The sequence below is a fragment of the Chlorogloeopsis sp. ULAP02 genome, assembly GCF_038404745.2.
Classification (GTDB): Bacteria; Cyanobacteriota; Cyanobacteriia; order Cyanobacteriales; family Nostocaceae; genus Chlorogloeopsis.
In genome coordinates this window covers 20,211-41,910 of sequence record NZ_JAYKTT020000045.1, presented here as the reverse complement: position 1 = coordinate 41,910, position 21,700 = coordinate 20,211, and the positions used below count along the sequence as shown (strand labels likewise).

Genomic DNA, 21,700 nt, shown 5'->3' with positions numbered 1-21,700 from the left:
AGAAAACCACCTTGCCCAATATAATTTATCAAGCACAGCCACCCTTGGAATTTATCCCGCCAGCATTCAAGCCTTGGTTTTTAGAAGCCGTTCATCTGTTGCTACCCAGTTGGTTACGCTGGAAATCAGCAATTAGCCAAATTGAAGCAGACAACGTTGAGATTTTAGTGGATCTCTATCGTCAATTTCAGGAGGGAAAGATCCGCTTTTTGATAGCATTTCGTCATCCTAAAACACAAGATCCATTTTGCTTGGGTTACTTGTTCTCCCAACTTGTGCCAAAGGTAGCACGACAGATGGGAGTATCTCTACAGCGTCCAATTCATGCCCATTTTATCTACGATCGCGGCATTCCTCTGTGGGCTGGCTCACACATTGGCTGGATCGTTTCTAGCCTGGGTGGCACACCAATCCAACGCGGTAAGGCTGATTGGACAGGTTTGCGATCAGCTCGTGACTTGTTTGCCAATGGGCGTTTCCCGATGGCAGCAGCGCCAGAAGGAGCCACTAATGGACTTTCGGAGGTAGTTAACCCACTCGAACCCGGAATCGCGCAATTGGGCTTTTGGTGCGCTGAAGACTTGCACAAAGCTGGACAAGATCAACAGGTATTCATTGTACCAATTGGCATCCAATACAGTTACGTCGAAGCGCCCTGGAATGTGATCGCCAATCTTTTAAGTGAATTAGAAGCAGCTAGCGGTTTACCTGGCGATACAAAAGTATACAGCAATACTCCCCCAATCGAGTCGCTCTATCCCCGTCTACTGAGGTTAGCTGAACGCTTGCTATCTTTGATGGAAAAATTTTATACACGCTTCTACCATCAAAAACTGCCAGAAGTAAAAAATCAAACCGAAGATGCGAACGAGGTAATAGCTGCTCGTCTGTATGTGCTTTTAGATGTAGTTTTACAAGTAGCAGAGCAGTATTTTGATTTACAACCAAAAGGAAATTTTAGCGATCGCTGTCGTCGTGTAGAGCAGGCTGGTTGGAATTATATTTTTAGAGAAGAATACAAAGATATTAAAGCATTATCACCTTTAGAAAGAGCATTAGGCGATCGCGTTGCCGAAGAAGCCAATTTGCGGATGTGGCATATGCGTTTAGTAGAAAGTTTTGTGGCTGTTACAGGCAAGTATGTGCGCGAAAAACCCACAGCAGAAAGATTTGCTGAGACAACTTCACTGATTCGGGATATGGTAACTAGGATTAGGGGCGGTAATCCATTTAAATCTCCGCCACTAGGTAAGCAACGGGTGAAAATTACTATAGGTGAACCGCTATCTGTTTCACAAAGGTATCCAGTTTATAAAACCAGTCGTCAAGGAGCTAGACAAGCTGTTGCCGACTTAACGAAAGATTTGCAGCAAGCGATGGAAAGTTTAGTTGTGAAGGGAGAGTGAGGCTGGCGAGTACTGTCTCAAAATTAGCTGTAACAATTAATTGCTGTATAAGTCAGCATTCGCTTTATAATCAGTAGAACTTACACCTTGGCACTAAAGCTTCTAAAACTATATTGACTTCCATTGGCTCATATGAAGTAAAAGTCCGACTTAAATCGAGAATCGAGCAAGTTGCTTTTCTTTCCCCAGCTAAAGTAGATGATATGCCGACTAATTGGTCATTTGATTGGTCTGGCTTGTGGCAGCGAACTGATTTTGAATGCCAAAATATAGTCAAACTAGTTTATGCAGGACAAATCTGGGGATTAGTGCGATATGGTCTTTATCCCTATCCTGGTTCTCCTGAATTTTTGGAAATAGAACAGCTATAAGCAAATCCTACAAGCCGAGGAGAGGTGGCTGAACGATTGATTGAACCAATTGGCAAATGGTTAATCTGGTATGCAACAAAGGTTGGTTTGGAATATTGTCAAGGAGAAGCAGAGGCTCTGCTAATTTTCCTGGTTTCTCTAGATACGGCTGTGTCATACTACAGAGATAAGGTTCAGATGGAGTATCTGAAGCCTGTAACAATAGCTCCGGGAGAAGATGGGTATGCCTTCAGATTTTCACGAACAGCAGCAGCCTTCTGTGAGCGACACGAAAGTGAACAGGGAATGCCAAGGTTCTTTGACCAGTGATGAGGTAAGAGCAGGCACAAAGGTGATTATGACTCATGCAGAACGACAAGCCTTTCTCAAAACATCTCGCTTGGGACAGGTGTTGGGAGTTGCACATTTGCTTCCTGAAGTTGCAAATACCCCAGACAAAGCACCAGAGGACTTTCCACGCCTGAAGAGAGTTCGGGGACTATTTAAGCGTGGGAAAGTAGGAAATAAACAAGTAACTTCCACTGATACTGAAGTTTCTAAAAATGGGAATTAAGGGTTAGTGCAATACCAGTAATGAGACGGGTTTTGCTAGATGATGAGGTACTTCTAAATGTTCTGCTAGATCGTGAGCCATTTGTAGAAGATTCTTCAGAAGTATGGCGGTTGATTGAGTCAAAGCAGATAGAGGGGTATGTAACACAACTACTCTCAACAAAATCTTTGATATTGGTATAAAAAACGGCGGAAAAGAGATTGCGTGGCAGGCATTATCCGAAATCCGAGCAATAATGAAAGTCTGTCCTATCGATGACACAATTTTGGAGAAGGCAAGTTCGTTCAACCTTCCTGATTTTGATGCTGCTGTACAATTAGCTTGTGCAACTGTCATGGAGTTTGACTACATTATTACTGGAAAATTTAAATATTCTGAATGGTTTTTTATTCAGGATTTATCAGATATTTCTCAAAGTAATTTATCTGTTGTTCCACCTGATAAATTTTTAAGCGGTAGAAGCTCATTTGATAACTTTGTTCTTGGCATTAATGAAGCTAGTAAACTTTTAGAATTTGTAAATATTATTGTTAGCAATGCTGGTAAAATAATTGCCGATTCTGCAAATATCTTATTTATCAAACATTCTCAAGTATTTGAGCTAGACAGTAACCCATATGCTGAAAGCCAAATGGCTGCTTGTCTGCATGACATGGAAATTATTCTGCGATATGTAAGTTATGCCATGTTTTTACATGATTCTAGTGTTATCGATGGCTGTCTCAATGGTTTGTGTGAAAACTACCAATCTTTAGGCATATCTTATGACTTGGTAATAGCTGCGATTCAACTGATGGAGAAAACTACAATCAACATCGTTAATGAATCCATTAGCATTGCCCCTCCTAATGATTACAGTAGTCTAATATTTGAACTATCTGGCTATTTTGAACAGGTTGCTGCTGCTCTTACATAACCAAAATTTTTTGAAATTTTTAAGAGAGTAGGAAGACTGATTGATAATTGAGCAATCGCCACTTAATTCATTGGCTCTAATCTAGAATTTCAGGAAAAACTCTAGATAAATCCAGAACTAAATCAGGAAAACATGGCAGATTAACTGATTCATTGGGCAGAAAAATTATCTTTTTTCGATAACCAAATTTACCTTGCAAATCTTGATAAGGTTCACTGTAAGATTCTAAATAATTTGCTACTAAATTCAATATCCAATAATCAGAAATTCCTGCTTCTGCATAAAGTGGTAATTTTACCTCTTGGTCATATTTCAAAGAAGAATCAGCTATCTCAATTAACAGTAAAATATCAGCTGGAGTGGGATGAGTGCTGAGATAATCATCAGCGCGATTTTTGACAATTACTCGATCTGGTTCAGGTTCGCTGTAGTCAGGAATAATTATCGGTTGTTGTCCTCGCAGTGTCGCCCGTTCCCCCACTAACTTAAATAATTCTCGTTCTAAGCGGGTTTCACACACAGAGTGCAGCTTACCTTTAGATACCATTGAAATAATTTCTCCCTTAATTAGCTCAACTCGGTCAGTTTCAGTAAAGAATCCGAGTTCTGCTAAACGGTCATATTCAGTTATAGTAAAGCGTTTAGCGGTGGCTATAGTCATAATATTTAAGGCAGCGTAGAGTTAGTTGCATTGTAACCATGTTGATCTTGGTATATGCTGAAGCGTTTATAAGTTGTGATGATCACAGTAGCTTATACTAATTTAGTAAGCTGTGGAGGTGGAGTATTAACCTCGTCAACAGATGAAGTTGTATTTTGTTGAACCTTGATTACCTGTGCTAAAACTTTTGCCAAAATATCAGGTGCAAAAAGCACAGATGGCGGTTTAACCATATGGATAACTTCTGCAAATCTCCGATACACCTCAGGATCATTTACCGCTTGCAAAATCACTCGATCCATGTAGCGGTGCATAAGTCTGGTAATTATATTAGGCTTTCCACCCTCGGTAGTTTCCCAGCGAAAATCTTCACTGGTTGCCATCATCCAAGGAGTTTCTAAAACGCGAGCAAGTTGTTTTTGGAAGCGGCGAGTTAAATCTGTAAGCTTTTGCTCTTTTAAACAACGTTCAAGAGTTAATGCACCCAAAGCCGCAGTTGTCATACCCTGACCATAAGCAGGATTAAAACTACAAACTGCATCCCCTAGTGCTACCAATCCTTGTGGCATTCGAGGCAGTTGTTCGTAGTGACGCCAAAGATTTTCTGTGCGACGATAGCCATAAACAGGAGAAAGGGGTTTAGCATTTTTAATGGCTTCATAAAGGATGGGACTGCGTAGACTGCGAACAAATTCGAGAAAACCAGCTTCATCAGTCGGTGGATAGTCTTTACCGATACCAGCCACAGTAATTACCCAACGGTTGCCTTCTACAGGATAAATTACCCCACCACGCCGCTCAAAGGGTGGTTTTTGCACCACAGTCAGGACTTTCCAGTCTGCTTGAAAAGTATCTGGACGTTCGTACCACCGGGAGCTATAGCCCAAAAAAGAGTTGATTGTGGTTTCCTTAGGGGATGGATAACCTAGAGCTTCCAACCATTTTGGTAATGAGGAGTTGCGTCCACTAGCATCTACAATCAAGTGAGCGCTTAATTCTGTTAGCTCAGAAGGATTGCGGCAACGCAATTTTACTCCTGTCACCTTAGAATTGCTGTTATCACTCAAAAGCCCAGTCACCTGAGTTTGATCAAGAAATTGCAGATTTTGATAGGCACTTAAGCGACGACGAACCAGCCATTCTAGTAAAGAACGACTACAAGTATGAGTCACTAAGTCTGAATCAACGCGGGGAAACCAACCCCAAATTCCTAGCAAGGGATAATCGGCTGTCCAATTTACCTTCGGCGCATCTGCGGCGGCAAGTTCTGCCTCTAAGCCAGGAAAAAGCTGCTCTAAAAGTCTTTGCCCTTGAGTTAACAGCACATGAACTTGATTGGCTTGGGGAACTCCCGGACGTAATTCTGGTTGCTGGGGCAAGCGATCGCGCTCAACCACAGTCACACGGTCAAAGTAATTTACTAATACTCTAGCTGCCAGCAGTCCAGCCATACTGCTACCAATTACTAAAGCATGGCTGCTATTGTTAAGATTTTGTTGGTTTTCCATGAGTATAGACACTACCAATAGACCCTAATACTTAATTATTATTAAGTAGGTGGACATAATTAAATGTAAAATGACGACTGCTAAAAAGCAGGCGAAAACAGCCTTTTACCTTCTGCCTACCTACGCTCTTGCGCGCAGCGACTTGGTGCAAGTAGCCGCGGAGCGTCTACTGCCATCTGTCATCTGCCTTCTACTTAATTAATATTTTTCCTTAGCTCCTAACATCTGTAAAATTTTATCTGCGTGCTCTAAATTTCCAGCAATACGCCGAATCGGCTGCGGCCAAACTTTTACCAGAGTCGGAGTTGCTGTCACTTGATTTGCTTCAGCTAGTTCTGGATGAGTAAAAACATCAATGACTTTTAGGGTGTACGGTTGCCCCAAGTACTTTTCTAGCAGTTCGTGAAGATTTTCGAGAATACGTTCTGTACCAGGACTATGTCCGGCAATAAATAGGCGAAGGACATAACCTTGGGTGTCTAGTTGTAACTGTTGTGCTGTTGTCTCTTGATAGTATAAGACTGCTTCAGTAGGATCTAAACGCAAAATTAAATCGTGATCTTCCCACAGTTGCGGAAATGAAGAGCGATAACTTGTTAAAACCATGCGATCGCACAATCCCTCTTGCCAAGGAGCGCTTTGCCAAACCAAATCACCTGTGCCAAAAATAGCATTCAGCACAGGCTGATATCGCATCACCACTGGATAAGCTTCGGCAAAAGTCCGTATTTGTTGAGTACGCGGATCTAACCAATGATCGATAGTCGCTGTGTAACAAGGTACTAAAAAGTGAGGCGGTTCTGGCAAGTCCAGAATTTCCTGCAAGGTAGCACACAAATGTAAATGCCATCGACCTTGTTTACTGGGATCGATGCAATAAATTAAATCTCCTCCAGGCGTAAACAGGGCAATGCCTTTGAACAACTGGGGTAATGGTGGTTTGTCAGGAGTCAAGGCTGATAATTGGGGATTAGGGGTTAGGGACTAGGGACTGGGGACTAGGAAGAGGAGGGGGAGAGGGGGAGAGTGGGGGAGAATTCTTCTCCTTGTCTCCTTGTCTTCTTGATTCCCCTTGTCTGTATGTCCTCTTCTTCCCAATCCCCAATCCCCTATACCTTATACTCTACCTCGGAGTGCTTGAGCCATTTCATTTGGAGTTGGTGACATTTCCAAGGCTGTTTCTTCCGTGATCCGACCTTCCTGATAAAGATTAAACAATGATTGGTTCATAGTAATCATGCCATCAAAGCTAGCTTGCTTCATCAGTTCGGTAATTTCATCATACTTACCGTCTTTAACCCAATCTTTGACTGCATCAGTGTTAATGAGAATATCGTGGAAGGCTGCACGTTTGCCATCAGTGGTGCGACACAAACCTTGGGCAATTACTGCTACTAAAGATTCGGCAAGTGCTACCCGCATTGCATCCTGTTCTTCACCTGAGTAAAGATTGAGGATACGCTCAATTGTTTTGACGGCGCTGTTGGTATGTAGAGTTCCCATGACCAAGTGACCAGTTTGTGCAGCTTTGAGGGCAGTATTCACGGTTTCTTTATCCCGCATTTCGCCCACCAGAATCAAATCAGGATCTTCTCGCAAGGCTGCTTTCAAGGCATTATCAAACTTTCGGGTGTGCATTCCCACTTCCCGTTGTTTGATCAAAGATTTTTGACTTTTGTGAACAAATTCAACTGGATCTTCAATGGTGATGATGTGCTTGGGCATCTCTTTATTGATGTAGTCAATCATCGCCGCCATAGTAGTAGATTTACCGGAACCTGTGGGGCCTGTGACCAAAATCAAACCTTTGTGGTAATGGCAAATGTCTCGAAAAACAGGAGGTAAGCGTAACTGTTCAATGGTTAAAATTTTCAACGGAATCAACCGCATTACCATTGCATAACCCTTGAGGGAATCAAAAATATTAATCCGTACGCGGGCAAATTCATACTGAGTTGCACCGTCAAATTCTAGCTGTTCTTCAAAGCGGTGAATTTCTGATTCTGTCAGCACCTCCCGCATCCAACTCATAAAAGTCTCTCGATCCGTTTCGGGATAGTCTGTTAGCTGCATTTCTCCTCGGTTGCGGAAACGCGGCACTTCACCCACACCTAAGTGAATATCAGAATATCCCTTATCATAGGCTTCCTTAATCAATTGCTCTAAAGTTAGTTGCAAACTAGTGGTTTTGGGACGCACGGAACTGGGCATTGGGGGCGGAGTTCCGGGGCGGTGGGCGGCATTGGTTGAAGGAACTGGTGGTGGTGGCGGTGCTACGATGGACTGAGCAGTACGATTAGCACTCCTTTCTACCGACATATCTAATGTTTGGGTTGCTTGACGCTGAGTGGCGATCGTTGGTGGCGGCGGGGGTAGTGGAGCGGTGCTGCGAGGTATGGTCGGAGTTGATGGGGTTTGTGATTCTGTCATAATTTTTTTGATAAATGCATACTAGCTTCACTCCTCCAGTTCAGAGAAGCGCTTTGTGAATACAAAAATTCGTTTTTGACTGTGGCGGGTGGCAAGTTCAATTACTGATATTTTTTTTACATTATCTCAGGATTACCTCTGTTCACAATTTACTCAATGCCTATAACAATATGTTTAACACAGCAGGTTCCCTATCTATGCATAGTGAAAGTAACTAGATTTAATAGTATAAAAATATATTTGTATATTTGAATTAGACTTGTACTTTCAGAAAATATCCGGGTAATTCACGTTGCTTCATATCTGGCAGCAATAGAGACGCGAAATTATTTTTGGGAACTCCTACTGCGTACACTTCTCTACGTTGATTGCAATTTTTGTGATGAGATAATTATCATAATCTCTACTCACTCGATGGGTACAATTTTCATGGTGCAAGACCAGTTTTTACAAAATAATTGGCATGTCTTAGCACACTCCCAAGACTTGCAACCTGGAACTGTTCTACAAAAGCGTCTACTAGGTGAAGATTTAGTCCTTTGGCACAATGGGGACAAAACTCTAGCTTGGCAGGACTTTTGCCCTCACCGAGGAGCACGCCTTTCTCTGGGATGGGTAGAGAAAGATACGCTTGTTTGTCCTTACCACGGTTTAGCCTTTAACACCGAAGGTCAATGCGTGCGGGTTCCGGCTAGCCCAGACCAGCCGCCCCCTGCAAGAGCTTGTATCCAAACTTACCATGTTCAAGAACGCTACAGTCTACTCTGGGTTTGTCTAGGAACACCGCAATATAATATACCTACATTTCCAGACTGGGAAGACTCCTCCTGTCGCAAAATTTTCTGCGGCCCTTACCACTTCAAGTCTAGCCCTCTACGTGTCGTTGAAAACCTCATCGATCCAGCCCACTTTGCGTTTGTGCATAAAGGAATATTCGCCGACTCCAACCATCCGGAGGTAACGCATTGTGACTTAGAGTTGCATCCAGATGGTATGAGTTTCAAATTCGGTGTTTGGGAAGTGATTACTAGATCGGGACAACCCGACTCACCGATGTTATTTGTGACGACTCAGTATCACCTCTATCATCCCTTAATTGGTTATTTCCAACGCCGCGCACAAGATGATAGTCTCATGAGTCTATTTTTCATGGTTACTCCAATCGACGAGGAAGAGTGCGTTTTGTGGTTCTGGCTCCTTGAGAACTATCTTCATCACATTCCAGAGCAAGCCTTTGTTGCCAGGCAAGACCAGATTATAAGTCAAGACATTGCCGTAGTAGAATCGCAGCGACCACGATGCCTCCCTTTGGACTTGCAAGCAGAGGTTCATTTGCCAAGCGATCGCTATTCTGTGACTTACCGCAAGTGGCTTAAACAACAGGGTGTCACCTTTGGTAGCATCTAGAATTTATGAGAATAGTCTTTGTTTTTTATAAGAAATATTAAGAACACTAGAAAGCCAGTCCATGAAGTAGTTAGTTAGCTAGGGCTTTTTTGCTTATCTGTCATAAGATAGATGGCAAATATTGGTTTGCTGTCAAGCCCTAAAATCAGTGTTTATTCATCAATTACAAAATTTTAACTGTAAATTTTATTAAATAAATGCTCATCTTATCAATTGGTTTTTATATACTGAACATCACTAATTGTTGATCCCTTCAGAGATCAACGTCTACAGATATGCTTCTGAATCCCAATCAAATTTGCGTATTTAGGAGAGAAAGTCATGACTTTGTCACAAACATCTGATTTCGGTAAGAGTTACTCTTTGTTGATGATCAAAAGCTTTTTAATATGGTCTTTTACATTGGCAGTATGCTTGCTGGTTGTCGGTTTTCCTTTAGTTGTCTTGATGGCTACGGTTGGATGTCTGTTGTCAATTGTATTGCAATCGGTAATGCCGGTTAGCGCTGTTTTGCTTGTAGCAGGTGGTTTAATTTTGTTTAATGTTTTGGCGGTTGTGGTTGGTGCAGGTGTACTGACTGCTAAGGGAATCCACCCCAACGAAGTTAAATGGTTAAGCTGGTTGCATGGAGAAACAGAAGAAATGCAAAAAACCGTCTATGCCGCTTGCCCGTTGACATGTGACATCAAACTATAATCCTACCTGCTAAATTCGACAAACAGTGCATCTGCCCGGTCATACCGGGTTTTTTCATGCTTTTTTGTCCATTTTTACCAATTATTTATAATTCTTAATCCTTGACTATTCAGCATTTACCATTCACAAATAAGTACGGGCGGGTTTAGAAGATTAATTGTCGGTTTCGGCCGAACAATAATCAGCAAAACCCGCCCCTGCTATTGACTATTGACTAATGACGATGAACTAATGACGATGAACTAGTGACTATTAACCAATGACTATTAACTAATGACTATTGACAAGCGCATTTACATTATTTTGGGTACTCGTCCGGAAGCCATCAAACTAGCTCCGGTAATTCAACTATTTCAACACTCTCCAGGTTTCCAGACGCAGGTAATTTTGACTGGGCAGCATCGTGAGATGGTTGAGCAAGTCATGCAGCTGTTTCAGTTAAAGGCAGATCGTGACTTGGAAATTATGCAGCCACAGCAATCTTTGACTGATATTACTTGCCGTAGTTTACGAGGACTGGAAGAATTATTTAAACAAGGCAAGCCAGATTTAGTGTTGGTACAGGGAGACACTACCACAGCATTTGCTGCTACTTTGGCAGCATTTTATCAACAAATTTCTGTAGGTCATGTAGAAGCTGGTTTAAGAACTGATGACTTATTTAATCCTTATCCAGAAGAAGCTAATCGGCGGCTGATTTCGCAACTAACTCAGTTACACTTTGCACCAACGCCTTTGGCTGTAGAAAATCTACAGCGTTCTGGTGTTTTGGGCGAAGTTCATCTTACTGGTAATACGGTGATTGATGCACTGCTGAATGTGGCGAGGAGTGAACCAGCCTGTCGTATACCTGGGATGGAATGGGAAAAATATCGTGTCTTACTAGCAACTGTACATCGGCGTGAAAATTGGGGAGAGCCACTACAAGGAATTGCTGAAGGGTTTTTACAGATATTAGACAAGTTTCCTGATACAGCATTAGTGTTGCCACTACACCGCAATCCTACGGTACGAGAACCATTGCAGGCGATTTTAGGGAATCATCCTCGAATTTTTTTAACTGAACCTTTAGATTATGCAGAACTAGTAGGAGCAATTATGCGATCGCATCTACTACTTACGGATTCTGGTGGTTTGCAGGAAGAAGCACCCAGTCTTGGAAAACCTGTTTTAGTTCTGCGAGAAACGACAGAAAGGCCAGAGGCTGTTGCTGCTGGTACAGCTAAACTTGTGGGAACTAAGCCACAGTCAATTGTCTCTACTGCCGCCGAATTGTTAAGTAATCCCGCTGCCTATGAAGCAATGGCAAATGCAATAAATCCCTTTGGGGATGGTTATGCAGCAGAGCGAATTTTGCAAATTGTGCAAAATTACCTGGGGCGGACTTGAAATAGAAGGCAGCTATGCTGAAGGCACCAAAATATTTTTGTCTGCTGTTTACAACAGGCAACCAGAATTAACTGAACAAATGTGCCTCTAGTATACTCCTAATGCGTTTCGTGTTTGCGGCCCAACGATTCCATCCACAAGTAAACCATTTCTGGCTTGGAAATTTCGGACGGCATTTGCAGTTACAGGGCCATAATATCCAGTTCCTCTTATTCCTAAAGCTCTTTGAACTGATGCCACTGCTGGGCCTCTAGAGCCTCTTCTGAGAAAATACCGACCACCTACTCCTAAACCAGGAGTATGCCAACTGCCAGGTCTGGTGTTAATCCAATTGGAAGCAACATAATTACCTGTAGACAGCCGGGCAAAACCATTCCTGTATCCTACAACCCGTGGTAGTCGAGAACCATTTCTGTAACAAGCAACAGACCGAAAATAAAGACTTGGGCCATTGCGAACATTCAGACAACGACCATTTGTTCTGACATAATATACGCCAGGCCCATAATATGCGGCTGAAACTTCTTGAATCGGAGCTAAAAGTGAGAATAAAACTCCTAAGCTAGCGAAAACTAATCCAGCAGATTTGAGACTGTTATGCCAATTAAACTTAAGCTGAATTTCGGGTAGCCGAAGCTTAATGTCTAAATCTGGCTCTGCATTGGCAAGAGCCATTTCTGAATAAGCAAGATACTCCAAAATAACCTCCTTACTAAGCAATACCAAGTCAAAGCTGAGATCTGCTTCGCTTTTCACTGAGAATTGCTTGAGTGTAATTTAAATTACGTATAATCATACGAGATTTTTATTTAGAATTGGATTAAGAAAACAATAAGTTTGTTAACAAATGTCCGGATGAAAAATGAGCACTATCCTTACGCAATAATGACTAAATGCAAACTTACCTATCAAAATAGGTCATGTAGTCTTGAAAATGTTAAGATTTGCCCATTTGAAGATAGAAAAATTTTTAGCTTGGTAATCGCTTTGCGGTGTAAAAATGATCTGATCGCACTAGACTACCATTTCGCCAAATTTCAACTCCATTTGGTGTAACAAAGTAAGAAAAACTACCATTGTCTGCCCGATACTTAGTTGTGTTAATGTTGATAGCTTGTAATCTGATCGGTTTCGTTGGTTCTTGTTTTAATTGACCGATATAAAATAATTGGCCATTTTCTTGGCAGACTTTCACAAAAGCATTTGCTGTCTCTCCTTGAATTACTATGTTACCGTTGCATTCAACATCAGTATTTTTAGATAAAACTTCCACAGGAATAGGTTTGGAAGGCGAAACTGTGGGTGAAGAGACTACTTGAGGAATAGCTTTTTTAGAACTAGAATTTGCAATCTGCTGTGGTGGTGTTTTGCCAGCGATTGTAGATGACAATAGGCTAGAAGGATCAACTGCCAAACCACCATGAGAGTGTATTTCAAAATGCAGATGAGGTGCTGTACTGTTACCACTAGAACCCATTGCAGCAATAATTTGACCTTGAGTAACTTGTTTACCTTTACTCACTAAAAGACGGCTATTATGACCATAGACTGTGACTTTGCCATCAGAATGCTTAATTGCTACGGCTTTGCCTAATCCCCAATCATCCCAACCAGCTTTAATTACTGTACCGGATGCGGCAGCAACAACAGGAGTTCCATGTGCGCCGGCAATGTCAATTCCTTCATGATTATATTTACGGAAACCTTGAGAAACAATGCCTTGAGTAGGCCAAATAAACTTAGAAGCAGGAATATTTTTTTGTTGCCCAGAAGTATGGTTTGGTGTTTTAGTTAAAACAGAAGAACTTGTACTTAATATGACCGTACAGAAAATTCCTAACCCTACTAAGCCATAGGTATGGAATCGAGAAAGGGTGGCTTTTTTCATGGCTTCAAAATTTACATAACAATGATTCAGGTTGTATTCGGCAATTAGACAGTGTTTGGTTCCGCGTTGTTTCAGTATTAGACTAGTAAAACTACAACCGTCAAGTTGTCTAGTTCACAAGTGTTAAGTAGAAGGCAGTAAACATGAAGTGGCTACTTGCACCAAGTCGCTCCGCACAAGAGCGAAGGTAGGCAGTAGGTCTAATATTGTTTACATCTACTGTCTAAAAATAGCCATTTGTGTTTAATTATGTCTACCCACTTACAACGGCTACTGCACTATTGGTATAGCTTGTATTTTATTTATCTACCTCAGGCGAAAGACAGAAGAATAAAATTACTGTTTTGAAAAGGCGATCGCAAAAAAAGCTCATGAATAATAACTACCATGAGCTGTAAATTAATGCTGATATTGTTTGAGATTTACTTGAAAATTCTGCTATTTAGCGATAGGCTCAGTTGCAGTTAATTCTGGCTCCTGCATCACTTCTTCTTCTTCAGGCAAGCCAAATATTGAGCGATACAATTTGACGTATTTCTTAGCAGATTGATACCAACTAAAATCTTGGTTCATGCCACGTTTTTGTAGCTCCTGCCAGTAATCTTTATAGCGGAAGCCTTCCCAAGCCCGCACCATGCAGGTGAACAAATCCAATGGTTCATAGCGGTCAAAAGAATAACCAGTACCTGTGTGGTTAGTTGGATCGTGGTGGAATACGGTGTCAACTAACCCGCCAGTGCGGCGGACAATTGGCACGCTACCATAACGCAAAGCCATCATTTGGCTGATGCCGCAAGGTTCAAATCGACTGGGCATTAAGAAAGCGTCAGAACCGGCATAAATGCGGCGAGCCAAGGCATCATTATAGAGTAGATAAGTTTTCATCCGTCCGGGGAAGCGGGATGCCATCTGCCACAATTGGCTTTCGTAGTAGCGATCGCCTGTTCCCAGAACGATAAACTGAGCATCGGTATAGGACATAAACCGATCCAGAATATTCAATATCAAATCAATACCTTTTTGTTCTACCAACCGCGTCACTATACCCAGTAAAAAGGCACCGGAATTGACTTCTAATCCCACTTCTTCTTGCAAAGCAATTTTGTTGGCTTTGCGTTTTTCAAGGGTATCGGTAGTAAACTTTTGGGCAATGTATTTATCAGTTGCTGGATCGTAAACTTCTGTATCGATACCGTTGAGTATCCCAGATAGTTTGCCGCTAATAAACGACATCAAACCTTCTAGGGTTTCACCATAGGCAGCTGTTTTGATTTGTTCGGCATAAGTCGGGGAAACTGTAGTTACCCTGTCAGCAAACTGCACAGCAGCCGCCATTGTATTGTGTCCTTGCATATACCAGGGACACCAGGTAATTTTCTCTAAATACCAACGCCACGGCCCTTGATAAGCTAGGTTATGAATCGTAAACACGCTGGTAATATCGGGAGATTGGTGCAACCACACGGGAAGCATACCCGTGTGCCAATCGTGGCAGTGGACAATTTCCGGCTTCCAGTAATTCCAGCAAAATTCTGCTGCACCATTGGCAAATAAAGTGAAGCGCCAGTGTTCATCTTCTCCAGAGTAGATGCGGCGAGGTGAAAAAGCTGGATGTCCAAATAAGTATAAGGGAACATCAGTACCAGGCAGAACCGTTTCGTAAACTGCAAAGTCCTGAAACATTGCATATCCTTTCCAAATCGGCTCTTTGGGAATTTCCACTTTATCTGGCAGGAAGCCGTAGTAAGGCAGGAAAATCCGCACATCATGCCCCATTTTTCTGAGGATTTTTGGTAGCGCCCCAACTACATCACCCATGCCTCCAACTTTCGCAATGGGAGCTGCCTCAGCTGCAACAAATAGAATCCGCATGGTAATTAGTGTTTCCCCCGATTCTGCCTATATGTTCAATTTCATTTGGCAAAACATCAAGTGCAGACTAACGCGTCTGTAAAAATGTTCAGCCATTGAAATCTTTCTTCATATAATCACATTTGCTGGTGTTCAATCTCAAGAACCACGCTGGATCTGGGTAAAAATTTCGTCTAAAATTTCTTGCGCTCCTGCGGCTCGTAAACGCTCTGCTAGCTCTGTGCCTAGCTTTTCGGCATCTGTAGTTTCCCCTTTGACAGTATCTTGAACGAGTTTTTGACCATCTACACTGGCGACTATACCAGTTAAGGTTAAAGTACTACCTTCAATTTCAGTATTTACACCAATGGGGACTTGACAGCCACCTTCTAGCTCTCGTAAGAAAGCCCGCTCTGCCAAACAGCGATCGCGTGTTTCGGGATGTTCAATCGCCTTGAGGAGAGATATCAATTCTGCATCTTCAGCACGACATTCGATACCTAATGCTCCTTGCCCAACAGCGTGCAGAGAAACTTCTTTGGGAAGAATTTGATGGACGCGATCGCCCATTCCCAAACGTTCCAATCCAGCTACTGCCAAAATAAGAGCGTCGTATTCACCTGCATCGAGTTTTGCCATGCGCGTGTTTAAGTTGCCACGTACATCTTTAAAGGTAAAGTGGGGGAATCGATGCCGTAACTGGGCTAGTCTCCGTAGGGAAGAAGTACCAATCACCGAACCTTCTGGCAAAGTATCGATTTGCCTATCTTTATATTTTTCATTTACCACCAAAGCATCGGCGGGATTTTCCCTTTCGGTAACTGCTGCCAAAACTAACCCCTCTGGCAAGCGAGTCGGCAAATCTTTGAGAGAATGAACGGCAAAGTCAATCTCCTTATTAATCATCCCCAATTCAAGCTCTTTGGTAAATAATCCTTTATCACCAATCTTGGCTAACGCCACATCCAAGATTTTGTCGCCTTGGGTGGACATAGTATGGACTTCAAAAGTAATATCAGGAAAACTTTTTTGAAGTTGTTCTTGTACCCAGTAAGTCTGAACAAGAGCAAGTTGGCTTTTGCGCGAACCGATGCGAATCGTGCGGGGGGGGCTGGAAACAACTGAGGTCATAAAGCAGTATGTCAAAAAGCAGAGATAAAGTCACTTCGATCTAGACTACCGCAGTGGGTGACGCTTCGGTGTTCTACTAGGCGCGATCGCAATCAAGTTTATTCTTTTTGGCTTTACGTTTCTTTACATATTCTCAGGAACTAGAAATTTCACTGTTCCCTTTTAATCGGTAATCTTTAGGAGCCATTCCTGTATGTTGTCGAATCCATTTACCGAGATGGCTATGACTGCTGAAGCCACACAACATGGCAATTTCCATAACTGGTAGTTCTGTGCGTTTGAGTAAGTGCTTTGCCCGTTCTAGCCGTTGCTGAAGCACATATTGGTGAGGTGTTACTCCAATTGATTGCTTGAAAAGCCGAGCGAAGTGAAATTGACTCATGCCCAGCAATTTACCTAAGTCAGAGAGTTTGATCTCTTGAGCCAGATGATCGTTGATGTAATCAGTCACTTGAATTAGCTGGCGATCGCTTAATTTTCCATAATCCGAAGTAACATAACGTTGAACAGCAGAATAATTTCTAAGTAAATGCACGGTTAGTACATTTGTTAGCGATTCAACGTAAAGCTGTCCTGCTAGCCCTCCATTCTTCAGTTCCGTCAGGAGCATCATGGCGATCGCTTCAATTTGGGGATTACGAACTCGAAACTCTGACAATAATTCTGTGCGATCGCGATTAATGTCTAAGGCTTCTTGGGCAACTTGTTGGAGAAACTGCGAAGTAATCCGGATACGCAGGTATTTGTCCTGTTCGCTCCATTGGCAAAAGAACAACTCTCCAGCAGGAGCAATGGCGATATCACCTTGAGTGATAAGGCCAGTATAGCGGCGATCGCCCATTACTTGTAACAGGCGAGACGGGCGATTGTTCAGAGATATGCAGAGCGTGTGCTCTGATTGACTTTGGTACGTCTCCTGTCCTGGTGGTTGGCAAAATTCTTCAACTACAATGTTTTTCCAACCTTGGGTTTGACTGGAATAGATTGGAGGATGGAGTTCGTTTTGTGGCAGATGAACCATCTTTGTGGATGGGGGGGTGAATGGGTCTTTTCAAGTTTTCAAATTAAATCTCTCAGGCTAAATTTGGTAGTCCGCGTCGGCAAACATCATACGTGTAGCCGCACCATGCGCGGGTGTCGGTGACTCAAAATTCACCGCAAGATTTTGAGAGTTGCGCAAGTTTTGCGTAGTCAGAAATTATTAAATTTTTTAAATTCTAAGTTATGAATCAAATTTACAGCCAAGAGGCACTTTAATGGCAACTAAAACGTTTGCTAAATCGAATATCCGAATCGAAATCCAAGAATTCCTCAAACTCGCTGTTCCTTTAGCAAGTGCTCAAGTTGCCCAAGCTGCTGTAGGATTTGCAGATACTCTGATTATGGGGCATTTAGGGCAGGAAAGCCTAGCGGCAGGTGGATTAGCATCAACTACCTTTCAGTTTTTGCTAAATACTATAGGCGGCGTTGTCATGGCAGTCAGTCCGCTTGTTGCTGAGGCTTATGGAGCAGGTCGAAAAACGCAAATCGAGCAAATTGCACGTCAAGGACTATGGCTCTCGCTACTTTTTGGCATCCCGATGATGTTCATGATCGGGCATCTAGATTCGGTAATGATTCTTTTTGGGCAAGCACAACAAACTGTGGCGCTAGCAGATAGATATTTAGATTTCATTTTGTGGGGAACTTTTCCAGCTTTGGGGTTTGCCATGCTCAGAAGCTATGTCTCTGCACTTTCTCAAGCTCGCCCAGTGATGACTATTGTCGTTGTGGGAACGCTCGTCAACGTTATAGGTAATTATGTTTTAGGATTCGGCAAGTTTGGATTTCCACGGATGGAACTGGCAGGATTAGGTTTGGCAAGTGGACTCAGTTTCTGGGTGATGTTCTTGCTTTTACTTGGTTACACACTCAAACACAAGCAACTGAAGGATTACCAATTCTTACAGAATTTCCATCGCCTCACACCACAAATTCTTCAGAAGTTGGTGTGGATTGGGGTACCGATCGCAGTAACTATTACCTTGGAGTTTGGGCTGTTCATAGTTGTCACCTATCTAATGGGCTTATTGGGAACCGAGGTATTGGCAGCACACCAAATTGTTTTTCAAACTATTGTCGTAATTTTCATGGTGCCTCTAGGTATGTCTTTCGCTACGACTGCGCGAGTTGGTGTGTGGGTAGGACAGCGAAATCTTGAGGGTGCACGACGAGCAGGGTATATCAGTATCTCGATGGCGGTAGTTTTTATGACACTCACAGGAATTATACTGCTCACCTATCCCCAGCAAGTGGTTGGAATATATTTGGATATTCATAATCCAGAAAATGCCAACGTACTCAAACTGGCAGTATCAATGCTGAGGATTGCAGCCTTGGCTCAACTGTTGGATGGTGTACAAAAAACAGCTATGGGTGCCTTATACGGACTTCAAGATACACGTGTACCAATGCTGCTCAGTTTACTGGCATTTTGGGGTGTAGGGTTAACCAGTGGTTATCTGCTAGGGTTCTACTTTGCTCTTGGCGGTGTTGGATTGTGGATCGGACAGTCGATCGGGGTGGCGATCGCAGGAGTGATTTTTTTGTGGCGCTTTCACAAACTAACTTCTGCACATATTGCTACTCTGAAAATAAGGCAGAAGGCAGAGGGCAGAGGGCAGTAGACGCGGTAGACGCGTTCGCCGTCAGGCGTTGCGTTAGCTAGCGGCTTCCGTTCAGCGAAGCTGTTCCCGTTCCCCGAAAGGGGTTCCCGCAGGGTAGGGTAGGTACGGCTACTTGCACCAAGTCGCTGCGCGCAAGAGCGTAGGTAGGCAGAAGGTAAATAAAAACTAAGATCCCCGACTTCTCACCAGAAGTCGGGGATCTTACCGTGATTCTCCTTATTAACAATTAAGTTCCCAAGAAGTTTGGAGGTAATTTACCGCCATTACGACCAACAGCAGGTATTTCTAGGAGTTGATCCCTAGCTTGTGTAGTTTCGTCTTGGGTTGTAACATTTGGATCGATAGTAACAAAATTTTGGTTGCCAAGATGACCATTAGGAACAAATAATTGTGGATGGTCAAAAGGTGCTCTTTGAAAGCGAACTCGCTCATCGGTAAGACCTTTGAGAAATGCCACTAACGCCTGTTTTTCCTCTGCGGTTAGGTTCAGTGGTGGCAAATTCCGACCAAAGTCCCCGCCGCGATTGTAGAAATCTATTACTTGTTCTAGGGTCAATTGTCCACCGTTATGGAAGTAAGGCGCAGTAAGTTCAATATTGCGGAGTCCTGGAGTTTTGAAGGCTCCGTCTGCAACCAAATCTTGTTCACTGCTAGGGATAACAGGTGGATCTTCACCGAGTAACTCCTCAAAAGTTCCATTCAAGGCCAAGCGTGATTCCGAAAGTGGATTGCCAAATGCGTCATTACTACCTACACCAAGGTCATCTAGAGGAGGTCTGACACCGATATTAAAGAAACCAGCGTCTTCAACTCTTCCTCCTGCAAATGGTGGCGCACGTCTAATTCTTCCTTGACTGTTAGCACTGCTAACCGAGGCAACGGTCAATTCTGAGCCACCGTGGCAGCCAATACAAATACCCTTAGTTTGGAAAATCTGCCATCCTTGCTGTTGCTGTGATGTCAAAGCGCCATTATTTCCCGAAAGAAATTGGTCGAATGGTGTTTGATCGGCAACTAGAGTCGATTCGTATTCCTGAACTGCCAAGCCAAAGAATAGAGAGAAGTTGTACTCCATCAATGTGTATTCGTTGGTATTTAAGGCACGCCTTCTCTGTCTTGGCAGGAATCTGCGCTCGCCAGTTTCTGGGTTAATGCGGATGATGATATTGGAGTTCCACCACTCTGGCTGGAAAGCTTCCCTAATCAGATTTTCGTAACTTATATTCAGACCAGTTCTAGGAAAGCCGCTGTAGCGACTGAGAACGCTGTCATCTCTAGCTACCTGTTGCTTGTTAAGTGGTCTAAGAGCAAGTAACTTCTTACCCAACTTTCTACCAATGCGTTGAAACTGCTGATTATTGGTTGGAAGTGGTTCTGTTTCTGGTGGCATTAAGTCTGTCCTGCCACTGACAGTTTCACCTTCAGGATTCAGTACTGCAACTTGTTGACCAGTATTGGCATCAGACACTACAATCCGGTCATTATTTTCGGATGCCTGTACTCGGAATGGTGCAATGGGAAGGTCTTCGGCTGCTGTCTCCAAAGCGCTCAGTGGTGGGCCAACGGCTTGGGAAGCTAGAGAAGAATTATTGATACTAACTTTTACATCTTCAAGTAGTCGAGGTTGGCTTGCCTTCAAAACGTAAGCATTAGGATCTCTTAACCCAAACTGACTCACACCATTAAATATGTGTTGTGCTCTTCCATCCCAGAAGTTGCGGAAGTTGAATACTGAATTAATTGTGCTGGGTGAATTACGAGCCGTTACTTGGCGGACGTTTGTGCCTTGGACATTAAAAATGTCATCTTGAAGTGGAGTTATATTGTCCCTGTCACTACCAGGAATGACATCAACAAATCTTGTCCTAAATACTCCCTGAGAGCCGGTGCTATCGTTACTGTCGGACAAAACTGTCGAAGCCCGATCGCCTGGATTTGCTAACTTGTGAAATGGATAATCTCCTTTCTGTAACTGATAGTTTGGGCTGCCTCCTGTATTGAAAGTTGTATCTGGGTTTGGAGTTTTGTCGGCATTGACACGCGATCGCCCCGGATCGATTTGGTTTTTGGATCTGTTGTCTACTCCGGCATGGAAATGGCAGCTAGCACAAGCTTGTATGCCGTCTGTACCAAGTTGCATATCCCAGAACAGAGATTTTCCTAGAGCGATCGCAGCTGTTTTATTCCTAATAAAGTCCTCGATATTATCTGGTTGTGGAACTGTGATTTTACTCAATGGTTGTAAAGGTGAGGCTACTTGAGCCGAAGCAAGATGCCCAGCAACAATTGCAACTGTTACTAGTGCAACTATAGCCGTACCCTGCCTAATGCTTTTAGACAACCGAGATGTGATTTGGAACGCTTTGATGAGCATTCCCACTGCCGAAAAAGCAAGAATTTTACTGAACTGCAAAAAACTCGAAATTAAACGACTAAAAACAGTGGTACTTTCACTCCTGTGACTTGTCTGAGTTTTGTATTTGAATTGTTCTGACTCAGACACACTGCTATACCTGTTTGCATCAGAATCTTTCATTTTTCCTTATTTTTATAGCAAGATGACCAAAATTGGTATCTGTTTATTTGTCGTTATGATTCCTCGTTTGTATGCCAGATAACATTTTTTTGTTATAGTTTTTTACAAACTAAAGCTTGTTGGTAAATGCCAAGCTCAACAAAAGATGTATCGTTTTATCTTTTTTTATAGTCATCAATCTCTATCAAATCTTTATTAATTACGGATTTAAATTTTAAATTACTAATACTTATTGACTTTGGGTAAAAATATGCGTATGTAAAATTGCTAGAAGATAGAAAAGCAGTATAA

19 protein-coding genes and 1 pseudogene are annotated in these 21,700 nt (G+C 42.7%); 10 read left to right on the top strand and 10 right to left on the bottom strand.

The features are described from left to right. The first annotated feature begins 11 nt into the window (after window positions 1–11). The 6 genes and pseudogenes from U2718_RS15960 to U2718_RS15935 all read left to right on the top strand — a co-directional run bounded on the left by U2718_RS15960 (window position 12) and on the right by U2718_RS15935 (window position 3,246). Window positions 12–1,406 carry a 1-acyl-sn-glycerol-3-phosphate acyltransferase gene (locus U2718_RS15960; RefSeq protein ID WP_341996621.1) on the top strand — a complete coding sequence of 465 codons (1,395 nt, stop codon included), beginning with the start codon at window positions 12–14 and terminating at the stop codon, window positions 1,404–1,406. Window positions 1,407–1,519: 113 nt separating this feature from the next. Beyond that, window positions 1,520–1,777: a hypothetical protein gene (locus U2718_RS15955; RefSeq protein ID WP_341996620.1), complete on the top strand. Its 258-nt coding sequence runs from the start codon at window positions 1,520–1,522 to the stop codon at window positions 1,775–1,777. 24 nt (window positions 1,778–1,801) lie between these two features. Further along, window positions 1,802–2,086 carry a hypothetical protein gene (locus tag U2718_RS15950; RefSeq protein WP_341996618.1) on the top strand — a complete coding sequence of 95 codons (285 nt, stop codon included), beginning with the start codon at window positions 1,802–1,804 and terminating at the stop codon, window positions 2,084–2,086. 28 nt (window positions 2,087–2,114) lie between these two features. Beyond that, window positions 2,115–2,330: a hypothetical protein gene (locus U2718_RS15945; RefSeq protein ID WP_411813306.1), complete on the top strand. Its 216-nt coding sequence runs from the start codon at window positions 2,115–2,117 to the stop codon at window positions 2,328–2,330. Window positions 2,331–2,350: 20 nt separating this feature from the next. After that, a pseudogene (locus U2718_RS15940) lies at window positions 2,351–2,631 on the top strand (PIN domain-containing protein); the annotation flags it as partial. Between the two features lie 33 nt (window positions 2,632–2,664). Continuing rightward, window positions 2,665–3,246, top strand: a complete 582-nt coding sequence (locus U2718_RS15935; protein WP_411813309.1) for a phycocyanin subunit beta — start codon at window positions 2,665–2,667, stop codon at window positions 3,244–3,246. A 76-nt stretch (window positions 3,247–3,322) separates the two neighbouring features. Here the strand turns inward: U2718_RS15935 and U2718_RS15930 are convergent, their stop codons facing one another. The 4 genes from U2718_RS15930 to U2718_RS15915 all read right to left on the bottom strand — a co-directional run bounded on the left by U2718_RS15930 (window position 3,323) and on the right by U2718_RS15915 (window position 7,845). Then, window positions 3,323–3,907: a Uma2 family endonuclease gene (locus U2718_RS15930; protein WP_341996611.1), complete on the bottom strand. Its 585-nt coding sequence runs from the start codon at window positions 3,905–3,907 to the stop codon at window positions 3,323–3,325. A gap of 92 nt (window positions 3,908–3,999) precedes the next feature. Next, on the bottom strand, window positions 4,000–5,415 hold the full coding sequence (locus tag U2718_RS15925) for an NAD(P)/FAD-dependent oxidoreductase (protein WP_341996610.1): 1,416 nt from the start codon (window positions 5,413–5,415) through the stop codon (window positions 4,000–4,002). A 198-nt stretch (window positions 5,416–5,613) separates the two neighbouring features. Continuing rightward, window positions 5,614–6,369, bottom strand: coding sequence for a circadian clock KaiB family protein (locus U2718_RS15920; RefSeq protein ID WP_341996609.1), 756 nt, complete (start codon window positions 6,367–6,369; stop codon window positions 5,614–5,616). Window positions 6,370–6,531: 162 nt separating this feature from the next. Next, a complete protein-coding gene (locus U2718_RS15915) occupies window positions 6,532–7,845 on the bottom strand; it encodes a type IV pilus twitching motility protein PilT (RefSeq protein ID WP_341996605.1) in 1,314 nt (437 codons plus the stop codon). A gap of 429 nt (window positions 7,846–8,274) precedes the next feature. Between U2718_RS15915 and U2718_RS15910 the strand changes: the two genes are divergently transcribed. From U2718_RS15910 to wecB, 3 genes are all read left to right on the top strand, one after another. Further along, window positions 8,275–9,252, top strand: a complete 978-nt coding sequence (locus U2718_RS15910; protein WP_411813305.1) for a Rieske 2Fe-2S domain-containing protein — start codon at window positions 8,275–8,277, stop codon at window positions 9,250–9,252. Window positions 9,253–9,573: 321 nt separating this feature from the next. After that, window positions 9,574–9,948, top strand: a complete 375-nt coding sequence (locus tag U2718_RS15905; RefSeq protein WP_341996601.1) for a hypothetical protein — start codon at window positions 9,574–9,576, stop codon at window positions 9,946–9,948. A gap of 273 nt (window positions 9,949–10,221) precedes the next feature. Then, window positions 10,222–11,337: a non-hydrolyzing UDP-N-acetylglucosamine 2-epimerase gene (gene wecB, locus U2718_RS15900; RefSeq protein ID WP_341996600.1), complete on the top strand. Its 1,116-nt coding sequence runs from the start codon at window positions 10,222–10,224 to the stop codon at window positions 11,335–11,337. Window positions 11,338–11,424: 87 nt separating this feature from the next. Here wecB and U2718_RS15895 read toward each other — a convergent pair whose 3' ends face one another. The 5 genes from U2718_RS15895 to U2718_RS15875 all read right to left on the bottom strand — a co-directional run bounded on the left by U2718_RS15895 (window position 11,425) and on the right by U2718_RS15875 (window position 17,228). Further along, window positions 11,425–12,093 (bottom strand): peptidoglycan-binding domain-containing protein, encoded by a 669-nt coding sequence (locus U2718_RS15895; RefSeq protein WP_341996599.1) that lies wholly within the window; start codon window positions 12,091–12,093, stop codon window positions 11,425–11,427. 214 nt (window positions 12,094–12,307) lie between these two features. Further along, window positions 12,308–13,225 (bottom strand): M23 family metallopeptidase, encoded by a 918-nt coding sequence (locus tag U2718_RS15890; RefSeq protein ID WP_341996598.1) that lies wholly within the window; start codon window positions 13,223–13,225, stop codon window positions 12,308–12,310. A gap of 438 nt (window positions 13,226–13,663) precedes the next feature. Next, entirely contained in the window at window positions 13,664–15,097 is a 1,434-nt protein-coding gene (glgA, locus tag U2718_RS15885; protein ID WP_341996597.1) for a glycogen synthase GlgA, read from the bottom strand. A 138-nt stretch (window positions 15,098–15,235) separates the two neighbouring features. After that, on the bottom strand, window positions 15,236–16,207 hold the full coding sequence (gene hemC / locus U2718_RS15880) for a hydroxymethylbilane synthase (RefSeq protein WP_341996596.1): 972 nt from the start codon (window positions 16,205–16,207) through the stop codon (window positions 15,236–15,238). A gap of 133 nt (window positions 16,208–16,340) precedes the next feature. Then, window positions 16,341–17,228 carry an AraC family transcriptional regulator gene (locus tag U2718_RS15875; protein ID WP_341996594.1) on the bottom strand — a complete coding sequence of 296 codons (888 nt, stop codon included), beginning with the start codon at window positions 17,226–17,228 and terminating at the stop codon, window positions 16,341–16,343. A 235-nt stretch (window positions 17,229–17,463) separates the two neighbouring features. Here U2718_RS15875 and U2718_RS15870 point away from each other — a divergent pair, with 235 nt between their 5' ends. Next, window positions 17,464–18,873 carry an MATE family efflux transporter gene (locus U2718_RS15870; RefSeq protein WP_341996592.1) on the top strand — a complete coding sequence of 470 codons (1,410 nt, stop codon included), beginning with the start codon at window positions 17,464–17,466 and terminating at the stop codon, window positions 18,871–18,873. 226 nt (window positions 18,874–19,099) lie between these two features. On the opposite strand, the gene U2718_RS15865 is transcribed toward U2718_RS15870, so the two are convergent. Beyond that, complete coding sequence (locus U2718_RS15865; protein ID WP_341996590.1) at window positions 19,100–21,409, bottom strand: cytochrome-c peroxidase; 2,310 nt, start codon at window positions 21,407–21,409, stop codon at window positions 19,100–19,102. Between the last annotated feature and the right edge of the window lie 291 nt (window positions 21,410–21,700).